This window comes from Streptomyces sp. NBC_01166, from assembly GCF_045039765.1.
Lineage (GTDB): Bacteria > Actinomycetota > Actinomycetes > Streptomycetales > Streptomycetaceae > Streptomyces.
This window is the reverse complement of the sequence record NZ_CP108613.1, coordinates 3,641,082-3,658,655: the sequence shown is the minus strand read 5'-3', so window position 1 is coordinate 3,658,655 and position 17,574 is coordinate 3,641,082. Positions and strand designations below refer to the sequence as shown.

Here is a 17,574-nt window from a genome sequence, read left to right as displayed (position 1 = left end):
GCTCGCTCCAGAGGCGAAGGACGCCACGACCGCCATACGGTCGCGCCAGCTCTGCATCAGACAGAGTTGGTCGATCAGGGTTGGTCGATCACGTTCACATCGTGTGGATCCGAAGATCCGGTCCTTCATCTTACAGGCCTTGGCCCCGGTACACCTGCGATTGTGCGCGGGTGCCCTCGCCGCCACTCCGGTCAGTGAGGGGTCCGGCCGCTGTCCGCCTTGTCCGCCGGACGGCTCTCGCCGCCCTTGCCCAGCTTCCGGGCCAGCTTCGCGAGGTGCGGCATGTCCACCGTGGCCTCGTCGGACCGGTCGGCCCCGCCCGTCCCCAGCCAGCCGGCCAGCTTGCCGCCCTGTCCGACCGCCCGCAGCCGGGCCTCCGCCGCGTCGCGCACCGGATCGGTCGCGACGACCAGTAGCTCGTCCCCGCGGCGCAGCACGGTCGAGGGGGCGGGGACGAAGCTCTTGCCGTCCCGTACGACGAGGGTGACCGCGGCCCCGGCGGGCAGCCGCAGCTCCGCGACCTCCACGCCGTGCATCTTGGACTTGCCCGGGACCGCGACGGACAGCAGGTGGCCGCGCAGCCGTTCCAGGGGTGCCGACTCGATGCCGAGGTCGGCGGTCTCCGACGGGTCGTCGGAGATCTTCAGGGTCTTCGCCAGCCAGGGCAGGGTCGGTCCCTGGATCAGCGTGTAGACGATGACGAGCACGAAGACGATGTTGAAGACCCGGGTGCTCCCCTCGATCCCGGAGACCATGGGGATGGTGGCCAGGATGATGGGGACGGCGCCCCGCAGGCCCGCCCAGGACATCAGCGCCTTCTCGCGCCGTGGCAGCCGGAACGGCGCCAGGCTGATGAAGACGGACAACGGCCGGGCGACGGCGGTGAGGACCAGCCCCACGACCACGGCGGGCCAGAAGTCGTCGATCAGGTCGTGCGGGGTGACCAGCAGGCCGAGCAGGACGAACATGCCGATCTGCGCCAGCCAGCCGAGCCCGTCGGCGAAGCCCCGGGTCGCCGGCCAGTGCGGGAGCTTGGAGTTGCCGAGGACCATCGCGGCCAGGTAGACGGCCAGGAAGCCACTGCCGTGGGCCATGGCGCCCGCCGCGTACGCCGACACCGCGATGGCCATCACGGCGATCGGGTAGAGCCCGGAGGCGGGCAGCGCCACATGGCGGATCCCGTAGGAGCCCAGCCAGCCCACCGCGAGGCCGATCGCGGCACCGATGGCCAGCTCCAGGGCTATCTCGCCGACCAGCACGTACCAGTGCTCCACGGGGCCGACGGCGGAGAACGCCACCACGAGGATCACCACGGGGGCGTCGTTGAAGCCGGATTCGGCCTCCAGGACACCGGTGATGCGGGAAGGCAGCGGGACCTTGCGCAGGACGGAGAAGACGGCCGCGGCGTCGGTGGAGGAGACGACGGCTCCGATGATCAGGGCCTGCCGCCAGTCGAGGCCGACGAGATAGTGCGCCGCGCTCGCGGTGACGCCCACGCTGATGCCCACGCCGATGGTCGACAGCATGGCCGCCGCCGGCAGCGCGGGTTTCACTTCCTTCCACTTCGTGCCCAGGCCGCCCTCGGTCAGGATGACGACCAGGGCGGCGTAGCCGATCACCTGGGTCAGCTCGGCGTTGTCGAACTTGACGTCGAAGATGCCGTCCTGCCCCATGGCGATGCCGATGCCGAGGTACAGGAGCAGGCTGGGGAGCCCGCTGCGGGACGAAATGCGTACGGCCGCGACGGCGACCAGCAGGACGAGTGAGCAGACGAGCAGAAGTTCGTTGAGCGCGTGGACAGTCAGGGTCCGTTCCTTCCCTGCGTAAGCCTTCCGGATCGTCCTCCGGCGGCCAGTACTTCGTTACCTTACCTAATCTTTAACGTTTTCTTGACGCCTTCGAGTGTTCGTGCGAACCGGTGCGCAAATGGATGCATCCCCATACCGCGTCCGAGTGGCTTCGGCGGGGCGCCTATGGTTGCTCCTGCACTCCCAGGACCACCCTGCCCCTCGAAGGACAGCGATGCCCGCCAACACAACCGCCCCTTCCGGGTCTTCCGATGCGAAGAAGACCGGCAGGAAGAAGGGGCGACGCGCCCGCCTGATCGTGATCGTCCTGGTGCTGGCGCTTGTCGCGGGTGTCGGATACGGCGCGTACTGGTCCGTTTCCACAGTCCGGGCCTCGTACCCGCAGACCACCGGTTCGCTCGAACTCAAGGGCCTCTCCGGCGACGTGGACGTCAAACGCGACGACTACGGGATCCCGCAGATCTACGCGGACACCGACAGCGACCTGTTCCGCGCCCAGGGCTTCGTCCAGGCCCAGGACCGCTTCTGGGAGATGGACGTACGCCGTCACATGACCTCGGGACGGCTCTCCGAGATGTTCGGCGCCGGCCAGGTCGGGACCGACTCCTTCCTGCGCACGCTGGGCTGGCGCAAGGTCGCACAGCAGGAGTACGACGAGGTCCTGGACGAGGACACCAAGAAGAACCTCCAGGCGTACGCGGAGGGGGTGAACGCGTATCTGGACGGCAAGGACGGCAAGGACATCTCCGTCGAGTACGCGGCGCTCGGCCTGACCAACGACTACAAGCCCGCCGAGTGGACCCCGGTCGACTCGGTCGCCTGGCTGAAGGCGATGGCCTGGGACCTGCGCGGGAACATGCAGGACGAGATCGACCGCTCGCTGATGACCAGCAGGCTCAGTGCGAAGCAGATCAAGGACCTCTACCCGGACTACCCCTACGAGAAGAACAAGCCGATCGTCGAGGAGGGTGCGGTCTCCCCGGTCACCGGTAAGTACGACCCCGAGGCCGAGCCGTCGGACGCCATCGGTTCGGGGACCGTCGAGGGCGCGACCGAGGGCCTGAACACCCAGCTCTCCGCGCTCTCCGAGAGCCTCGACGAGATCCCGGCGCTGCTCGGCCCCAACGGCAACGGCATCGGATCGAACTCCTGGGTCGTCTCCGGCGAGTACACGACGACGGGCAAGCCGCTGCTGGCCAACGACCCGCACCTGGCGCCGCAGCTGCCCTCGCTCTGGTACCAGATGGGGCTGCACTGCCGTCAGCTCTCGGAGTCGTGCCAGTACGACACGGCCGGCTACACGTTCTCCGGGATGCCCGGTGTGATCATCGGCCACAACCAGGACATCGCCTGGGGCTTCACCAACCTGGGCGCGGACGTCACCGACCTCTTCCTGGAGAAGGTCTCGGCCGACGGATACCAGTACGACGGCAAGACCGAGCCCTTCATCACCCGCGAGGAGACCATCAAGGTCGCGGGCGGGAGGAGCAGGACGATCACCGTCCGCGAGACCAACAACGGTCCGCTGGTCTCCGACCGCAGCGCCGAGCTGGAGAAGGTCGGCAAGAAGGCTCCCGTCACCACCTCGGCACCGGACCGGGGTGACGGGTACGGGGTCTCCCTGAAGTGGACGGCGCTGGACCCGGGGAAGTCCATGGACGCGGTCTTCGAGCTCAACCGGGCCAAGGACTTCACGAGCTTCCGTAAGGCGGCCGCGCACTTCGAGGTGCCGTCGCAGAACCTCATCTACGCGGACACCGAGGGGCACATCGGCTACCAGGCGCCCGGCAAGATCCCGGTCCGCCTCAAGGGTGACGGAACGACGCCGAGCCCCGGCTGGTCCGCCGCCTACGGCTGGGAGAAGGAACCCGTCCCGTTCGACGAACTGCCGTACGAGTACGACCCGGACCGCGGCTACATCGTCACCGCCAACCAGGCGGTCATCGGTGACGACTACGAGCACATGCTCACCAAGGACTGGGGTTACGGCACCCGCAGCCAGCGGATCAACGACCTGATCCAGAAGAAGATCGACGGCGGCGAGAAGATCTCGACCGACGACATGCAGACGATGCAGATGGACAACCAGAGCGCGATCGCCGCGAAGCTGGTGCCGGAGCTGAAGAAGATCGGCATCGCCGACAAGAGTGTCCGCGAGGCGCAGAAGCTGCTGGAGGGCTGGGACTACACCCAGGAGTCCGACTCGGCCGCCGCCGCGTACTTCAACGGTGTCTGGCGCAACATCCTGAAGCTGGCGTTCGGCGACAAGCTTCCCAAGGAGATGCGGGCCGAGGGCGACTGCGTCTATGTGAAGCCGGTCCCCGGCACCGGGCCCGTGGACGAGCAGAACAAGCTCGTACGCGAATGCGGTCAGCGTGCCCCGGACGCGGCGCAGCCGGACGGCGGCGACCGCTGGTACGAGGTGGTCGAGAGCATCCTGGACGACCAGGACAACGCGTGGTGGAAGGTCCCGGCCAAGGGCCGCGAGGAGGCCATCGACAGCCGTGACGAGCTCTTCGCCCGTGCCATGGAGGACGCGCGCTGGGAGCTGACCGCCGAGCTCGGCAAGGACATGTCCACCTGGAGCTGGGGCAGGCTGCACCAGCTGACCCTGCGCAATCAGACGCTCGGCAAGGAGGGACCCGACCTCCTGCAGCGGGCGCTCAACCGGGGCCCCTGGGACCTCGGCGGCGGCGAGGCGGCGGTCAACGCGACCGGCTGGAACGCGGCGGGCGGCTATGAGGTCATCTGGGTCCCGTCGATGCGGATGGTCGTCAACGTCGGCGACTGGGACAAGTCCCGGTGGATCAACCTCACCGGCTCCTCGGGGCATGCGTTCAGCGCGCACTACACCGATCAGACCGACAAGTGGGTCGAGGGCGAACTGCTCGACTGGTCATTCGGGGCGGACGCCGTGAAGCAGTCCACCGTCGACAGCCTGACGCTCAAGAAACCCTAGGCCCGGTCCCCGGGCGGGAAGCGCAGCGCTCCGGCGGGCGTGACCACGGCATCCACGGGGTGGTCGTGCGGTTCATCAGGAACCCGCGCGACCACCTCGTCGTCGTACAGCAGGACGATCAGAGCGGGGTGCGCCCCGGCCGACGCGAGCCGGGCCAGTACCCGGTCGTAGCTGCCCCCGCCCCGCCCCAGCCGCATCCCGCGGCCGTCCACGGCCAGGCCGGGCAGCAGGACCGCGTCGGCGTCCAGGACCGCCTGCGGGCCGAGAGGTGCGCCGTCCGGCTCCAGCAGCCCCCGGCCGGCGGGCACGAGGTGCTCCGCGCCTTCGAACACGGCCCAGTCCAGGTCGTTGTCCGCCATGAGGACCGGGAGCAGTACGCGTACGCCCCGCGCCCGCAGGGCGTCCAGGAGGGCATGCGTTCCCGGTTCGCGCCCCACGGACACGTAGGCCGCGACGGTCCGGGCGTCGGTCAGCTCGGGGAGATCCGCGGCGGCCGAGGCGAGAACCGCGGCGGTCCTTCTGACGTCTTCCGAGGTGAGGAGCCTCCGCGCGGCGAGCAGTTCACGTCGCAGTGTTGTCTTTCCGGACATGTCATCGTTCAACGGGTGCTCACATAGTTCTTTTATGTGGATGTATGAGAACGAAGTTAACCGGAGCCTCATCTTCCGCCCATACGCACCGGTTACAGTTCTGGGCATGACTCAGTCGCACCCCAGGATCAGCAAAGCTGTCATCCCAGCTGCAGGTCTCGGCACCCGGTTCCTGCCGGCCACCAAGGCCACTCCCAAAGAGATGCTGCCTGTCGTCGACAAGCCCGCCATCCAGTATGTCGTCGAGGAGGCTGTCGCCGCAGGCCTCTCCGACGTACTGATGATCACCGGTCGCAACAAGCGTCCCCTGGAGGACCACTTCGACCGGAACTACGAGCTGGAGTCCGCGCTGACCCGCAAGGGAGACGCCGAACGGCTCTCCAAGGTCCAGGAGTCCAGCGACCTGGCCACCATGCACTACGTGCGCCAGGGTGACCCCCGCGGCCTCGGCCACGCCGTCCTCTGCGCCGCCCCTCACGTCGGCGACCAGCCGTTCGCCGTGCTTCTCGGCGACGACCTCATCGACCCGCGCGACCCTCTCCTCGCCAGGATGGTCGAGATCCAGGAGCGCGTGGGCGGCAGTGTCGTCGCCCTGATGGAGGTCGACCCCTCGCAGATCCACATGTACGGCTGCGCGGCCACCGAGGTGACCAACGACAGCGACGTCGTCCGGGTCACCGGGCTCGTGGAGAAGCCCGACCCGGCCGAGGCGCCCAGCAATCTCGCCGTCATCGGCCGCTACGTCCTGGACCCCGCGGTCTTCGACATACTGCGCCGGACCGAGCCCGGCCGCGGCGGCGAGATCCAGCTCACGGACGCCCTCCAGCTGCTGGCCGAGGACGAGAAGATCGGCGGCCCGGTGCACGGTGTCGTCTTCAAGGGCCGCCGCTACGACACCGGCGACCGCGGTGACTATCTGCGTGCCATTGTCAGACTGGCGTGCGAACGTGAAGACCTGGGCCCGGACTTCCGGACCTGGCTGCGCAGTTACGTCGACGAGGAGTTGTAACAGCTTGAGCAGCACGAACTGGTCGGTGGACGAGCACTTGGACGACATCCTCGCCGCGGTGAAGCCGCTCGAACCCATCGAGCTGCAACTGCCGGACGCCCAGGGCTGCGTCCTGGTCGAGGACGTCGTGGTGGAGGTCGCCCTGCCGCCCTTCGACAACAGCTCGATGGACGGATACGCCGTCCGGATCTCCGATGTCGAGGGCGCCAGCGAGGAGTTCCCCGCCGTCCTGACCGTGATCGGCGACGTGGCCGCCGGCGACGGCGGCCTGGCCGACGGCCGGTCCGTCGGCCCCGGCGAGGCCGCCCGCATCATGACCGGCGCTCCGCTGCCCGCGGGGGCCGAGGCGGTCGTCCCGGTCGAGTGGACCGACGGCGGCACGGGCGGCGGCCCCGCCTCCGCCATGCGCGCCCACAGCGACGCCCCGGAGGGGGCGAGCGGTGAGGTCCGCGTCCACCGTCCCGTCAAGCCGCGCGCCCATGTCCGGGCCAAGGGCAGCGACGTACAGCCGGGCGACCTGGCACTGCGCGCGGGTTCGGTCGTCGGGCCGCCGCAGATCGGGCTGCTCGCCGCGATCGGCCGCTCGACGGTGCGGGTGCGGCCCCGTCCGCGCGTCGTCGTGCTGTCCACCGGCAGCGAGCTGGCGCAGCCGGGCGAGGAGCTGACCGGCGGCCGGATCTACGACTCCAACAGCTTCGCGCTGACCGCCGCGGCCCGGGACGCGGGCGCCATCGCCTACCGTGTGCCGGCGGTCGCCGACGACGCCGAGACGCTGCGGGCCACGATCGAGGACCAGTTGATCCGAGCCGACATCGTCGTCACCACGGGCGGTGTGAGTGTCGGTGCGTACGACGTGGTCAAGGAGGCCCTGTCCTCCGTGGGCGACGAGGACGAGCCCGGCGGGGGCATCGACTTCCGCAAGCTCGCCATGCAGCCGGGCAAGCCGCAGGGCTTCGGCTCGATCGGCCCCGACCACACGCCGCTGCTGGCGCTGCCCGGCAACCCGGTCTCCTCGTACGTCTCCTTCGAGCTGTTCGTCCGGCCCGCGATCCTGACGCTGATGGGCCTCGACGACGTCCACCGCCCGAAGGTGCGGGCCACGCTCAGCACCGACGAGGCCCTCGCCTCGCCGTCCGGCAAACGCCAGTTCCTGCGCGGGACCTACGACGCCGAGGCGGGCACCGTGACTCCGGTCGGTGGGCCCGGATCGCATCTGATCGCCGCCCTCGCCCAGGCGGACGCGCTGATCGTGCTGCCCGAGGACGTCACCTCCGCCGAGCCCGGCACGGAGGTCGAGGTGATCCTCCTCCGCTGACTTCGGCGCGGTGGCGGTACCGTATCTGGCGCTGTGCCTTACCGGGGGAAGCCCCCCGGCCCCTCGGTCCGCGCCACGGTGCGGACGGGCGGGCAACCGGCGCCCTACCGCTAGGCGGAGTGAGTTGAGTACGCAGAACAGGCTGACGCACATCGACGAGGCGGGCGCCGCCCGCATGGTCGACGTGTCGGAGAAGGACGTCACGGCACGTGTCGCCCGGGCGAGCGGCCGGGTCCTCGTGTCACCGCGTGTCGTCGAACTCCTCAGGGGCGAAGGCGTCCCCAAGGGCGACGCGCTCGCCACCGCGCGCATCGCCGGGATCATGGGGGCCAAGCGCACCCCGGACCTGATCCCGCTCTGCCACCCGCTCGCCGTCTCCGGTGTGAAGGTCGACCTGAGCGTCGCCGACGACGCGGTGGAGATCCTGGCCACCGTGAAGACCACGGACCGCACGGGCGTCGAGATGGAGGCCCTGACCGCCGTGTCGGTCGCCGCGCTCACGGTGATCGACATGATCAAGGCGGTCGACAAGAGCGCGGTGATCACGGACGTCCGGGTCGAGGCGAAATCGGGCGGCAAGTCCGGCGACTACCGGCGCCCCGCACCGGAGGGGGCGGACGTATGACCGCGCCCGGCAGCGACCCTGCCACCGGCGGATACCGCGCCCTCGTCGTGACCGCCTCCAACCGTGCCTCCGCCGGCGTCTACGCCGACAAGGGCGGCCCCGTCATCGCCGAGGCCCTCACCGGTCTCGGGTTCGCGGTCGACGGCCCCCAGGTCGTGCCCGACGGAGATCCGGTGGAAGCGGCCCTCCGGGCCGGAGCGGCCGCGGGCTACGACGTGATCGTCACCACCGGCGGTACGGGCATCTCGCCCACCGACCGCACGCCCGAGGCCACCCGCAGCGTCCTGGACCGTGAGATCCCGGGCATCGCCGAGGCGATCCGAGCCGAGGGTCGCGACAAGGTCCCCACCGCCGCACTCTCCCGCGGCCTCGCAGGCGTCGCTGACCGCACCCTCGTCGTGAACCTGCCGGGCTCGACCGGTGGTGTACGCGACGGGCTCGCGGTCCTGAGCAGGCTCCTGGTGCACGCCGTCGACCAGCTGCGCGGCGGCGATCACCCCCGACCGGGGAGCCCGAGCTGAACGTCCGGACCTGGCCGGTGATCCTGACCGACGGCGCCGTCACCCTCCGCCCGATAAAGCTGCGTGACCAGAGCATGTGGCGCGAGGTCAACCGCCGTAACCGCGACTGGCTGCGCCCCTGGGAGGCGACCGTCCCGCCGCCCGCCCCCGGCGGCCCGGTGGCCCAGCGCCCCACCTACCGGCAGATGATCCGCCACCTGCGTGCCGAGGCGAACGCCGGGCGCATGCTGCCCTTCGCCATCGAGTACGAGGGGCGTCTCGTCGGGCAGTTGACGGTGGCGGGCATCACCTGGGGCTCGATGTGCTCGGGCCATGTCGGCTACTGGGTCGACCAGGAGGTGGCGGGCCGCGGTGTGATGCCGACCGCGGTGGCTCTCGCCGTCGACCACTGTTTCCGTACGGTCGGGCTGCACCGGATCGAGGTATGCATTCGGCCCGAGAACGCCCCCAGTCGAAGGGTCGTGGAGAAACTCGGATTCCGTGCGGAAGGACTACGTCCACGATATCTGCACATCGACGGTGCGTGGCGGGATCATCTGATCTTCGCCCTCACCGCCGAGGAAGTGCCCGACGGGCTGCTGCGGCGTTGGCGCAGGATGCGGCCGGGTACTCCGGGGACGCCGCGCACACCCGGGGAAATAAAATAAGTGTTCGAATTTGATCGCTCTCTGACGGTAATGAACCTCACTTTCGGCGACTGTTGAGCCGAACAATCGCAAAAAAAGTCCGTCATATCAGCCGGATCGTGCGACACACCGGGCCAATTGGCGGATGCCGCCGTCCAAACCCCTCTACGGTGTGAGCGTGAGCAGCAGCGGCCTCATCTACGCAGTCATCGTCGGTGCATGGGCCGCCTACTTGGTGCCGATGTGGCTCCGCAGGCAGGACGAGCTCAATGAAGCCCGTCCGACGGAACGCTTCAGCACCGCCATCCGGCTGCTGTCCGGACGGGCGGCCATGGAGCGCCGTTACGCCAAGGAGCTGCGGGAGCGGAATGCCGAGGAGGCGCCTGGCGACGTGGACCCGGATGCCGTCACGGACCGATTGGAGTCCGTCGACGTCCGGGCCTTTTCCGCGCCCCCGGCACATACGGAAGCGCGGTTGCGCCTCCCGGCCCCCGGCAGGCCGGACCAGGAGCGCCCGCAGGACCGGGCCTCCCGTCCGGAGTCCGTCCGGCGGGAGGGGCGGCGGCCTTCCGGCGCCGAGACCGAGCGCGAGCGCCGACGGCGCTCGCAGGTCCTGGCGCGCCGTCGGCGTACCACCACGATCCTGTTCATGGCGTTCACGCTCGGCGCGGTCGTCGCGGCGGTGGGCGGACTCCGCTTCCTGTGGGCGCCGGCCGTTCCGGCCGTGCTGCTGAGCTCGTACATCGTGCATCTGCGGGCCCAGGAGCGCCGTCGTTTCGTCTTCACCATGGACCGGCGCCGGGCCGAGGTGGCCGCGCAGCGGCTGCGCGAGAACCGGCCCCGCAGACACCAGCCCGCGTCCTCGGCTCCCGCCGAGCCCGACGAGGAGCCCGAAGCGGCCGTCCCCGTCCCCACGGTCTCCCCCCAGGAGGCGGGCCGCCGCGCCCTCGTCGAGCAGACGGACCACGCCGAGTGGGTCGACCAGCAGCGCGAACGCGGACCCGCCCAGGGCGACAGCTGGGAGCCGGTGCCGGTCCCGCTGCCGACCTACGTCACCGCCCCGGTCGCCCCGCGTGCCACGGGCGGCGTCGAGGTCGGCGACCCGGAGACCTGGAGCGCGGCCCGCTCCAGCCCGGCGGAGCCGACCCGGACGGGCACGCAGGAGTCCGCCACACCCGACGCCGAACCGGCCCCCCGCCGCCGCGGCAACCCGGCCAAGCGCACCCGTGACCGCGGCCGTACGCCCCTCTTCGACCAGTACGACGACGAGGACCGGCCGCGCGCGGCCAACGAGTGAGCCCGGCTGGGAACCCGACTCGGTGACCTGCCGGGATACGGATTTCCGAGCACCCCGATGAGGGTGCTAGAGTTTCACTCGTTGCAAGGGCCTGTGGCGCAGTCTGGTAGCGCACCTCGTTCGCATCGAGGGGGTCTGGGGTTCAAATCCCCACAGGTCCACCGCACACACGAGATCCCGTCCGATCGCAAGATCGGGCGGGATCTCGTCGTTTCCCGGTGGCGTTCATGAGGGCTGCCCGGAGCGACGGGCCGGTGCGCCCGGCCCGGCCGGGGCGGCGCTCGCCCGGCCGACCACCCGGTAGCCTGGGCCTTCCTCGCTCACCCGCCCTTCCGGTGACCGCTGTTGAGGGCTGCGCGGGTCAGGTGCGGGGGTGCCTGTTCGTGGTTCCGTAGGAGGGCGCACTGTGACAGCCGGTATACCCAGCTCCCGTATCGACACCAGCAAGCCGCATCCGGCACGGGTCTACGACTGGCTGCTGGGTGGGAAGGACAACTACCCGGTCGACCAGGAGGTCGCGGAGAAGCTGCCCGCCGAGGCGCGGGCGAACGCGGCGCGGAACCGGGCTTTCATGCACCGTGCCTCCGCCTGGCTGGCCCGGCAGGGCGTCGGTCAGTTCCTGGACATCGGGACCGGCATCCCCACCTCGCCGAACCTCCATCAGATCGTCCAGGCCGTCACCCCGAGTGCCAGGGTCGTCTACGCGGACAACGACCCCATCGTGCTGCGTCACGCGGAAGCGCTGCTGGTGAGCCATCCCGAGGGCGCGACCGACTACATCCACGGGGATGTGCGGCAGCCGGAGGCGATTCTCGAACAGGCGGCGCGGTCGCTCGACTTCGGGAAGCCCGTCGCGCTGTCCCTCATCGCGCTGATGCACTTCCTGCCCGACGAGCAGGATCCGTACGGCATCACCCGCACGCTGGTCGCGGCGCTGCCTCCGGGGAGCTTCCTCGTGCTGTCGCACGGGACCGCCGATCAGCATCCTGAGCTCAGGCAGGAGACGGAGTCCGCGTACAGGAAGGGCGCGATCGCGCTGCGCATGCGTTCACGCGCGGAGGTCGAGCCGTTCTTCGAGGGGCTGGAGCTCGTCGAGCCGGGGCTGGTCACGGCTCCCGAGTGGTACCAGGATGAGCCCGCGCCGGCGTACGAGCGGAGCGGGTTCTACGTGGGGGTGGCGCGGGTCCCCTAGGAGGGCTGCCGCAGCGGCTTGGCCATGCAGATGCTGCTGTCGTACGTGCGGTAGTGCCCGAACTTCTCGCAGAGCGTGTAGCCGCTGGAGGTGTACAGCGCGATGGCCTCGGGCTGCTGGTCGCCGGTCTCCAGGACCATGCGCGTGCGGCCGGCGGCGCGGGCGTCGTCCTCCAGGGCGGCGAGGAGGCGGCGGGCGAGACCCCGGCCGCGGCCCTCGGGGATGACGAACATCCGCTTGATCTCGGCGTCGCCGTCGGAGTAGCCCTCGTCGTTCCGCTCCTGGCTGCGCCAGCCGCCGGTGGCCACAGGACGGTCCTGCTCGTCGTAGGCGAGCAGATACAGTCCGCGAGGCGGGTCGAACATGGTGGCGTCGAGCGGTGTGATGTCGCCCTCGTCGCCGTAGCGCGCGGCGTATTCGAGCTGCACCTGGTCGTTGAGTTTCACGGCGTCGGGGTGGTCGAAGGGCCGAGGGTGGATATTCATGCGCGCCATAGTACATGTATGCATCCACTATGTGTAGGTACTGTACCTGGATGCTGACTGTTACCACCGTGAACGTGAACGGGCTCCGTGCCGCCGCGAAGAAGGGCTTCGTCGAGTGGTTGGGGCAGACCGAGGCCGATGTGATCTGCCTCCAGGAAGTCCGCGCCGAAGCGCAGCAGCTCCCTGAAGAGGTGCGTGAGCCCGAGGGTTGGCACGTCGTGTTCGCCCCGGCCGCGGCCAAGGGGCGTGCGGGGGTCGCCGTCTATACCCGGCACGCGCCGGAGCGCGTCCAGACCGGGTTCGGTGGGTTCGAGGTGCCGGGGTGTGAGGAGTTCGACACCTCCGGCCGCTACATCGAGGTGGACCTGCCGGGCGTGACGGTCGCCAGCCTCTACCTGCCCTCCGGCGAGGTCGGCACGGAGAGGCAGGAGGAGAAGGAGCGCTTCATGGCGGCCTTCCTCCCCTATCTCCAGGGCCTGAAGGTGCGGGCGGCGGCGGAGGGGCGCGAGGTGGTCGTGTGCGGCGACTGGAACATCGCCCACCGTGAGGCCGACCTCAAGAACTGGAAGGCCAACAAGAAGAACTCCGGCTTCCTCCCCGAGGAACGGGAGTGGCTGACCCGGGTGTTCGACGAGGCGGCGTACGTCGATGTGGTCCGCGCGCTGCACCCGGAGGAGGAGGGCCCGTATTCCTGGTGGTCCTACCGGGGCAGGGCTTTCGACAACGACGCCGGCTGGCGCATCGACTACCAGGTGGCCACTCCCGGCCTCGCCGGGCGTGCGGCGAAGGCGTGGGTGGAGCGCGCCGCCACGCACGGCGAGCGGTGGAGCGACCACGCACCGGTGACGGTCACGTACGAGCGCTGATCGCCCTCGGGTCGGTGGCGTCGGCTACGGGGGCTGACCGCCCTTGGGTCGGCAGTCGTCGGCTACGAGCGCTGCTCGCCCTCGGGTCGGTGGCCGTCGGCTACGGGTGCTGCTGGTCGTCCTCGCGCAGTCGCCGGTCCAGGGCCATCGACAGCTCGGCGTCCACCACCGCCTGGGCGAGCGTCCGCAGTTGCTCCGGCTCGGTCTGCGCGGTGTGGGTGCGCAGGACGCGTACGAAGAGGTCGGCGAGGGCGTCGGCGTGCTCGCGGACCTGGCGGCCCGCGGTGAGCACGGCGTCGAGCGGGACCCCGGCCCGCACCAGTTCGGAGGACGCCTCCAGCAGCCGGCGGCTGATGTGGACGATCTCGTCGCCGTCGATGCCGAGATAGCCCAGCTCCATGGCGGCGGCGAGGTTCTCCGCCGTGGCCTGGTCCTGGAAGTAGTCGGCGAGCTGCTCGGGCGTGAGCCGGACCGGGGTCTCCTCGGTCGGCTCGCCCAGGCCCAGCACCTCGGCGACATCGCGGCCGCTGTCGAAGGTGCTGGCGAGGTCGGCGATGCCGTTGAGGGTGTGGCCCCGCTCCAGCAGGCCCGTGATGGTACGCAGCCGGGCCAGGTGGTGGTCGTCGTACCAGGCGATGCGGCCTTCGCGGCGAGGTGGCTGGATCAGGCCGCGCTCCCGGTAGAAGCGCAGGGTGCGCACGGGGATGCCGGCCTCCTTGGCCAGCTCCTCCATGCGGTACTCGCGGTGCTCGCGTCCTTCAGCCACACCCGCACCCTATGTTGTACCGCCGGTAACTTTCCTCGGTCCGACCCCTACCCATCGGTACGGAGCTGCCCTACTCTCCCAACAATGCCAGTGATTGCTGGCAGAGTCGTGTCACGTACCGCGGGGAGGCGGCAGCATGGCCCAGCACGAGCACGTACGAGTGGCGGTGATCGGATCCGGATTCGGGGGCCTCGGAGCCGCGGTCCGGCTCCGCCGCGAAGGCATCACCGACTTCCTGGTCCTCGAACGCGCCGGTGCCGTCGGCGGCACCTGGCGGGACAACAGCTACCCGGGCTGCGCCTGCGACGTCCCGTCCCACCTGTACTCGTTCTCGTTCGCGCCCAACCCCGACTGGCCGCGCACCTTCTCCGGGCAGCAGCACATCCGCGCCTACCTGGAGCACGTGGCCGACACCTTCGGGCTGCGCCCCCACATCAGGCTGAACCACGAAGTCACGGTCATGCGCTGGGACAACGACGAGCTGCACTGGGTGATCGAGACGGCGAACGGCGCCACGATCACGGCCGAAGCCGTCGTGTCCGCCACCGGCCCGCTCTCCGACCCGAAGCTGCCGGACATACCGGGGCTCGCCGAATTCCCCGGCAAGGTCTTCCACTCCGCGCAGTGGGACCACGACTACGACCTGAGCGGCAAGCGCGTCGCCGTGGTCGGCACCGGCGCCTCCGCGATCCAGATCGTTCCGGAGATCCAGCCGAAGGCCGGCCGGCTCACCCTCTTCCAGCGGACGCCGCCCTGGGTCATGCCCCGCATGGACCGTGCCATCAGCGGCGCCGAGAAGTGGCTGCACCGGGCGCTCCCCTTCACGGCCACCGCGCGGCGCGGACTCCTGTGGGGCATCCGGGAGTTGCAGGTGGGCGCCTTCACCAAGCACCCCAACCAGCTCGGGCTGGTCGAGACGATAGCCAAGTCGAACATGGCGCGGGCCATCAAGGACCCCGCGCTGCGGGCCAAGCTGACCCCCTCGTACCGCATCGGCTGCAAGCGCATCCTGCTCTCCAACGCCTACTACCCGGCGCTCGCGCAGCCGAATGTGGACGTGGTCGACTCCGGCCTCTCCGAGGTGCGGGGCTCCACGCTGGTCGGGTCGGACGGCACGGAGACCGAGGCCGACGTGATCATCCTCGGCACCGGCTTCCACGTGACGGACATGCCGATCGCGACCCGGGTCGTCGGCGCCGACGGCATCACCCTCGCCGAGTCCTGGAAGGACGAGATGCAGGCGCTGCGGGGTGCGACCGCCGCCGGCTTCCCGAACTGGATGACGATCATCGGCCCCAACACGGGGCTCGGGAACTCCTCGATGATCCTCATGATCGAGTCCCAGCTGAACTACATGGCCGACTTCATGCGCCAGCTGGACGTCCTGGGCGGGCGCGTCGCACTCGACGCGCGGCCCGCCGCCGTGGGCGCCTGGAACCACCGGGTCCAGGAACGGATGAAGCGGACCGTCTGGAACACCGGCGGCTGCACCAGCTGGTACCTCGACGCCAACGGGCGCAACACCACGGTCTGGCCGGGCACCACGGCCGATTTCCGGCGGGCCACCCGCTCGGTCGACCTGGGCGAGTACGACGTCATCCGTCCCCCCGTCATCCACTCCGCGGCGCAGGCCGTGACCGAGGAGGCCGCACGATGAGCAGGCTGACCCAGCGGGCGGAGACCCCGCTCATACCCGTGGCCGTACGCGAACCGAGCGTCGTCTCCGCCGACGGCTCGCGCATCCACGTCGAACTGCACGGACCCGAGGGCGCCCCAGCCGTGGTCCTGGCCCACGGCTGGACCTGCAACACCCGCTTCTGGGACGCCCAGGTGCGGGACCTCGCGGTGGACCACAGGGTCGTCGTCTACGACCAGCGGGGTCATGGGCGTACGCCCGCCCCCGGCCCCGGCGGGTACAGCACGAGGGCGCTGGCCGACGACCTGGAGGCGGTGCTGAAGGCCACGCTCGCGCCGGGGCAGAAGGCCGTGCTCGGCGGACACTCCATGGGCGGGATGACTCTGATGGCGGCGGCCGGCCGCGCCGCCGTACGGGACCACGGGGCGGCCGTGCTGCTGTGCAGCACCGGAAGCTCGCGCCTCACGGCGGAGTCGCTGGTGCTCCCGCTGCGGGCCGGTGCCCTCCGCACCCGGATGACCGCGGCGGTCCTAGGTGCGCGCGCGCCGCTCGGTCCGGTCAACGCGGTGTCGAAGGCGATCCTCAAGTACGCCACGATGGGGCGTGGTTCTGCCCCGGAACGGGTGGAAGCCTGTGCCAGGATCGTCCATGCGTGTCCTCGCGGGGCACGCGTCGCCTGGGGGCACGTGCTCGCGGAGCTCGACCTCGAGGCGCGTCTACGGGAACTGCGGCTCCCGACCGCGGTGATCGCGGGCACGGAGGACCGGCTGACGCCGCCCGTGCACGCGAGGGCCATCGAGGCGGCGCTGCCGCAGAGCCTCGGGCTCACCGAACTGGCGGGCATGGGCCACATGACGCCTGTCGAGGCACCGGAGGCGGTCACGGCGAAGCTACGCGAGCTGGTGGCCTTGTACGTCACTGTGGACGGTGCGGGCAGTACGGCGGAAGCCGTGAGCGAGGAGGAGGTCGCATGAGCGGCAGGCGGAGTCTCGAAGGACAGGTCGTCGTCGTCACCGGTGCGGCGCGGGGCGTGGGTGAGTTGCTGGCCCGCAAGCTGTCGGCGCGTGGCGCCACGCTGGCGCTCGTCGGCCTGGAGCCGGACGAGCTGAAGAAGGTCTCGGAGCGGCTGCACTCCCCGAGCGACCACTGGCACGCGGACGTCACCGACCATGAGGCGATGGGCCGGGTCGCCGAAGAGGTCAAGGCGCGCTTCGGGAAGATCGACGTCGTCGTCGCCAACGCGGGCGTCGCCACCGGAGGTCCGCTCGTGGACTCCGACCCGGAGGCGTGGCGAAGGGTCATCGAGGTGAACCTGATAGGCGGCGCGGTGACGGCACGGGCGTTCCTGCCGGTGCTCATCGAGAGCCGTGGCTACTTCCTCCAGATAGCGTCGCTGGCGGCGATCACCCCGGCGCCGATGATGAGCGCGTACTGCGCGTCCAAGTCGGGCGTGGAGGCGTTCGCGCACTGCCTGCGAGGCGAGGTCGGCTACCGGGGTGTGAAGGTCGGGGTCGGCTACCTGTCCTGGACCGACACGGACATGGTGCGTGGCGCCGACGAGGACGACGTCATGCGGGAGTTGAGGCAGCGGCTGCCGTGGCCGACGAACCGCACGTACCCCCTCGGCCCGGCGGTCGACCGGATCGTGGCCGGGATCGAACGGCGCTCCGCGCATGTGTACGCCCAGTGGTGGCTGCGGGGGATGCAGTCGATCCGGGGGTACCTCCCGGCAGTGATAGGGACTGTCGGACAGCGCGAGATGAAGCGCTTCGGGTCCCGGCTGGACGGTGTCAGCAAGGGGCTCGTGGGGGCCGGAGGCGAGGCCGACCGGAAGGCGCGAGTGCAGCGCGGATGATCGAAATGCGGTGAATGTCCGGGT

General features: G+C 70.2%; 16 protein-coding genes and 1 tRNA gene. 13 read left to right on the top strand and 4 right to left on the bottom strand.

Translation table 11 applies throughout. The features are described from left to right. Positions 1–191: 191 nt before the first annotated feature. Positions 192–1,778, bottom strand: coding sequence for a potassium/proton antiporter (locus tag OG379_RS16715; RefSeq protein ID WP_405668537.1), 1,587 nt, complete (start codon positions 1,776–1,778; stop codon positions 192–194). 244 nt (positions 1,779–2,022) lie between these two features. Between OG379_RS16715 and OG379_RS16710 the strand changes: the two genes are divergently transcribed. Then, positions 2,023–4,767, top strand: coding sequence for a penicillin acylase family protein (locus tag OG379_RS16710; RefSeq protein WP_405663548.1), 2,745 nt, complete (start codon positions 2,023–2,025; stop codon positions 4,765–4,767). Here the strand turns inward: OG379_RS16710 and OG379_RS16705 are convergent. Then, entirely contained in the window at positions 4,764–5,357 is a 594-nt protein-coding gene (locus tag OG379_RS16705; RefSeq protein WP_405663545.1) for a 5-formyltetrahydrofolate cyclo-ligase, read from the bottom strand. The genes OG379_RS16710 and OG379_RS16705 overlap by 4 nt on opposite strands. Before the next feature lie 106 nt (positions 5,358–5,463). On the opposite strand from OG379_RS16705, the gene galU reads away from it, so the two are divergent. The 8 genes from galU (at position 5,464) to OG379_RS16665 (ending at position 11,942) form a co-directional block, all read left to right on the top strand. Next, complete coding sequence (galU, locus tag OG379_RS16700) at positions 5,464–6,366, top strand: UTP--glucose-1-phosphate uridylyltransferase GalU (protein WP_405663543.1); 903 nt, start codon at positions 5,464–5,466, stop codon at positions 6,364–6,366. A gap of 4 nt (positions 6,367–6,370) precedes the next feature. Further along, positions 6,371–7,681, top strand: a complete 1,311-nt coding sequence (glp, locus tag OG379_RS16695) for a gephyrin-like molybdotransferase Glp (protein WP_405663541.1) — start codon at positions 6,371–6,373, stop codon at positions 7,679–7,681. A 124-nt stretch (positions 7,682–7,805) separates the two neighbouring features. Next, positions 7,806–8,306, top strand: a complete 501-nt coding sequence (moaC, locus tag OG379_RS16690) for a cyclic pyranopterin monophosphate synthase MoaC (RefSeq protein WP_362927882.1) — start codon at positions 7,806–7,808, stop codon at positions 8,304–8,306. Further along, positions 8,303–8,827: a molybdenum cofactor biosynthesis protein B gene (locus OG379_RS16685; RefSeq protein WP_405663538.1), complete on the top strand. Its 525-nt coding sequence runs from the start codon at positions 8,303–8,305 to the stop codon at positions 8,825–8,827. The genes moaC and OG379_RS16685 overlap by 4 nt, the downstream gene beginning before the upstream one ends. 17 nt (positions 8,828–8,844) lie before the next feature. Then, positions 8,845–9,474, top strand: a complete 630-nt coding sequence (locus OG379_RS16680) for a GNAT family N-acetyltransferase (RefSeq protein ID WP_405663536.1) — start codon at positions 8,845–8,847, stop codon at positions 9,472–9,474. A 124-nt stretch (positions 9,475–9,598) separates the two neighbouring features. Continuing rightward, complete coding sequence (glpR, locus tag OG379_RS16675) at positions 9,599–10,750, top strand: gephyrin-like molybdotransferase receptor GlpR (RefSeq protein ID WP_405663533.1); 1,152 nt, start codon at positions 9,599–9,601, stop codon at positions 10,748–10,750. A gap of 87 nt (positions 10,751–10,837) precedes the next feature. Continuing rightward, positions 10,838–10,911 (top strand) — tRNA-Ala (locus OG379_RS16670). Positions 10,912–11,156: 245 nt separating this feature from the next. Further along, on the top strand, positions 11,157–11,942 hold the full coding sequence (locus tag OG379_RS16665; protein WP_405663531.1) for an SAM-dependent methyltransferase: 786 nt from the start codon (positions 11,157–11,159) through the stop codon (positions 11,940–11,942). Here the strand turns inward: OG379_RS16665 and OG379_RS16660 are convergent. Further along, positions 11,939–12,427: a GNAT family N-acetyltransferase gene (locus OG379_RS16660; protein WP_405663529.1), complete on the bottom strand. Its 489-nt coding sequence runs from the start codon at positions 12,425–12,427 to the stop codon at positions 11,939–11,941. The two genes, OG379_RS16665 and OG379_RS16660, sit on opposite strands and share 4 nt — an antisense overlap. 50 nt (positions 12,428–12,477) lie before the next feature. Here OG379_RS16660 and OG379_RS16655 point away from each other — a divergent pair, with 50 nt between their 5' ends. After that, complete coding sequence (locus OG379_RS16655) at positions 12,478–13,293, top strand: exodeoxyribonuclease III (RefSeq protein WP_405663527.1); 816 nt, start codon at positions 12,478–12,480, stop codon at positions 13,291–13,293. A 100-nt stretch (positions 13,294–13,393) separates the two neighbouring features. Here the strand turns inward: OG379_RS16655 and OG379_RS16650 are convergent, their stop codons facing one another. Beyond that, the gene (locus OG379_RS16650; protein ID WP_405668535.1) at positions 13,394–14,026 is read right to left on the bottom strand and encodes a MerR family transcriptional regulator; all 633 of its coding nucleotides are present in this window, start codon (positions 14,024–14,026) and stop codon (positions 13,394–13,396) included. 169 nt (positions 14,027–14,195) lie between these two features. Between OG379_RS16650 and OG379_RS16645 the strand changes: the two genes are divergently transcribed. The 3 genes from OG379_RS16645 to OG379_RS16635 are packed head-to-tail and all read left to right on the top strand — an operon-like array spanning position 14,196 to position 17,550. Further along, positions 14,196–15,716 (top strand): flavin-containing monooxygenase, encoded by a 1,521-nt coding sequence (locus OG379_RS16645; RefSeq protein WP_405663525.1) that lies wholly within the window; start codon positions 14,196–14,198, stop codon positions 15,714–15,716. Continuing rightward, positions 15,713–16,669: an alpha/beta fold hydrolase gene (locus OG379_RS16640; RefSeq protein ID WP_405663522.1), complete on the top strand. Its 957-nt coding sequence runs from the start codon at positions 15,713–15,715 to the stop codon at positions 16,667–16,669. The genes OG379_RS16645 and OG379_RS16640 overlap by 4 nt, the downstream gene beginning before the upstream one ends. After that, complete coding sequence (locus tag OG379_RS16635) at positions 16,666–17,550, top strand: SDR family oxidoreductase (protein ID WP_405663519.1); 885 nt, start codon at positions 16,666–16,668, stop codon at positions 17,548–17,550. Before OG379_RS16640 ends, OG379_RS16635 begins: the two co-directional genes overlap by 4 nt. Positions 17,551–17,574: the final 24 nt, after the last annotated feature.

Excerpts from the sequence above, each read along its gene's own strand:
- OG379_RS16710 (WP_405663548.1), top strand. The coding sequence starts at position 2,023 with ATGCCCGCCAACACAACCGCCCCTTCCGGGTCTTCCGATGCGAAGAAG.
- OG379_RS16705 (WP_405663545.1), bottom strand. The coding sequence starts at position 5,357 with ATGTCCGGAAAGACAACACTGCGACGTGAACTGCTCGCCGCGCGGAGG.
- galU (WP_405663543.1), top strand. The coding sequence starts at position 5,464 with ATGACTCAGTCGCACCCCAGGATCAGCAAAGCTGTCATCCCAGCTGCA.
- OG379_RS16685 (WP_405663538.1), top strand. The coding sequence starts at position 8,303 with ATGACCGCGCCCGGCAGCGACCCTGCCACCGGCGGATACCGCGCCCTC.
- glpR (WP_405663533.1), top strand. The coding sequence starts at position 9,599 with ATGCCGCCGTCCAAACCCCTCTACGGTGTGAGCGTGAGCAGCAGCGGC.
- OG379_RS16660 (WP_405663529.1), bottom strand. The coding sequence starts at position 12,427 with ATGAATATCCACCCTCGGCCCTTCGACCACCCCGACGCCGTGAAACTC.
- OG379_RS16655 (WP_405663527.1), top strand. The coding sequence starts at position 12,478 with ATGCTGACTGTTACCACCGTGAACGTGAACGGGCTCCGTGCCGCCGCG.
- OG379_RS16650 (WP_405668535.1), bottom strand. The coding sequence starts at position 14,026 with ATGGAGGAGCTGGCCAAGGAGGCCGGCATCCCCGTGCGCACCCTGCGC.
- OG379_RS16645 (WP_405663525.1), top strand. The coding sequence starts at position 14,196 with ATGGCCCAGCACGAGCACGTACGAGTGGCGGTGATCGGATCCGGATTC.
- OG379_RS16640 (WP_405663522.1), top strand. The coding sequence starts at position 15,713 with ATGAGCAGGCTGACCCAGCGGGCGGAGACCCCGCTCATACCCGTGGCC.
- OG379_RS16635 (WP_405663519.1), top strand. The coding sequence starts at position 16,666 with ATGAGCGGCAGGCGGAGTCTCGAAGGACAGGTCGTCGTCGTCACCGGT.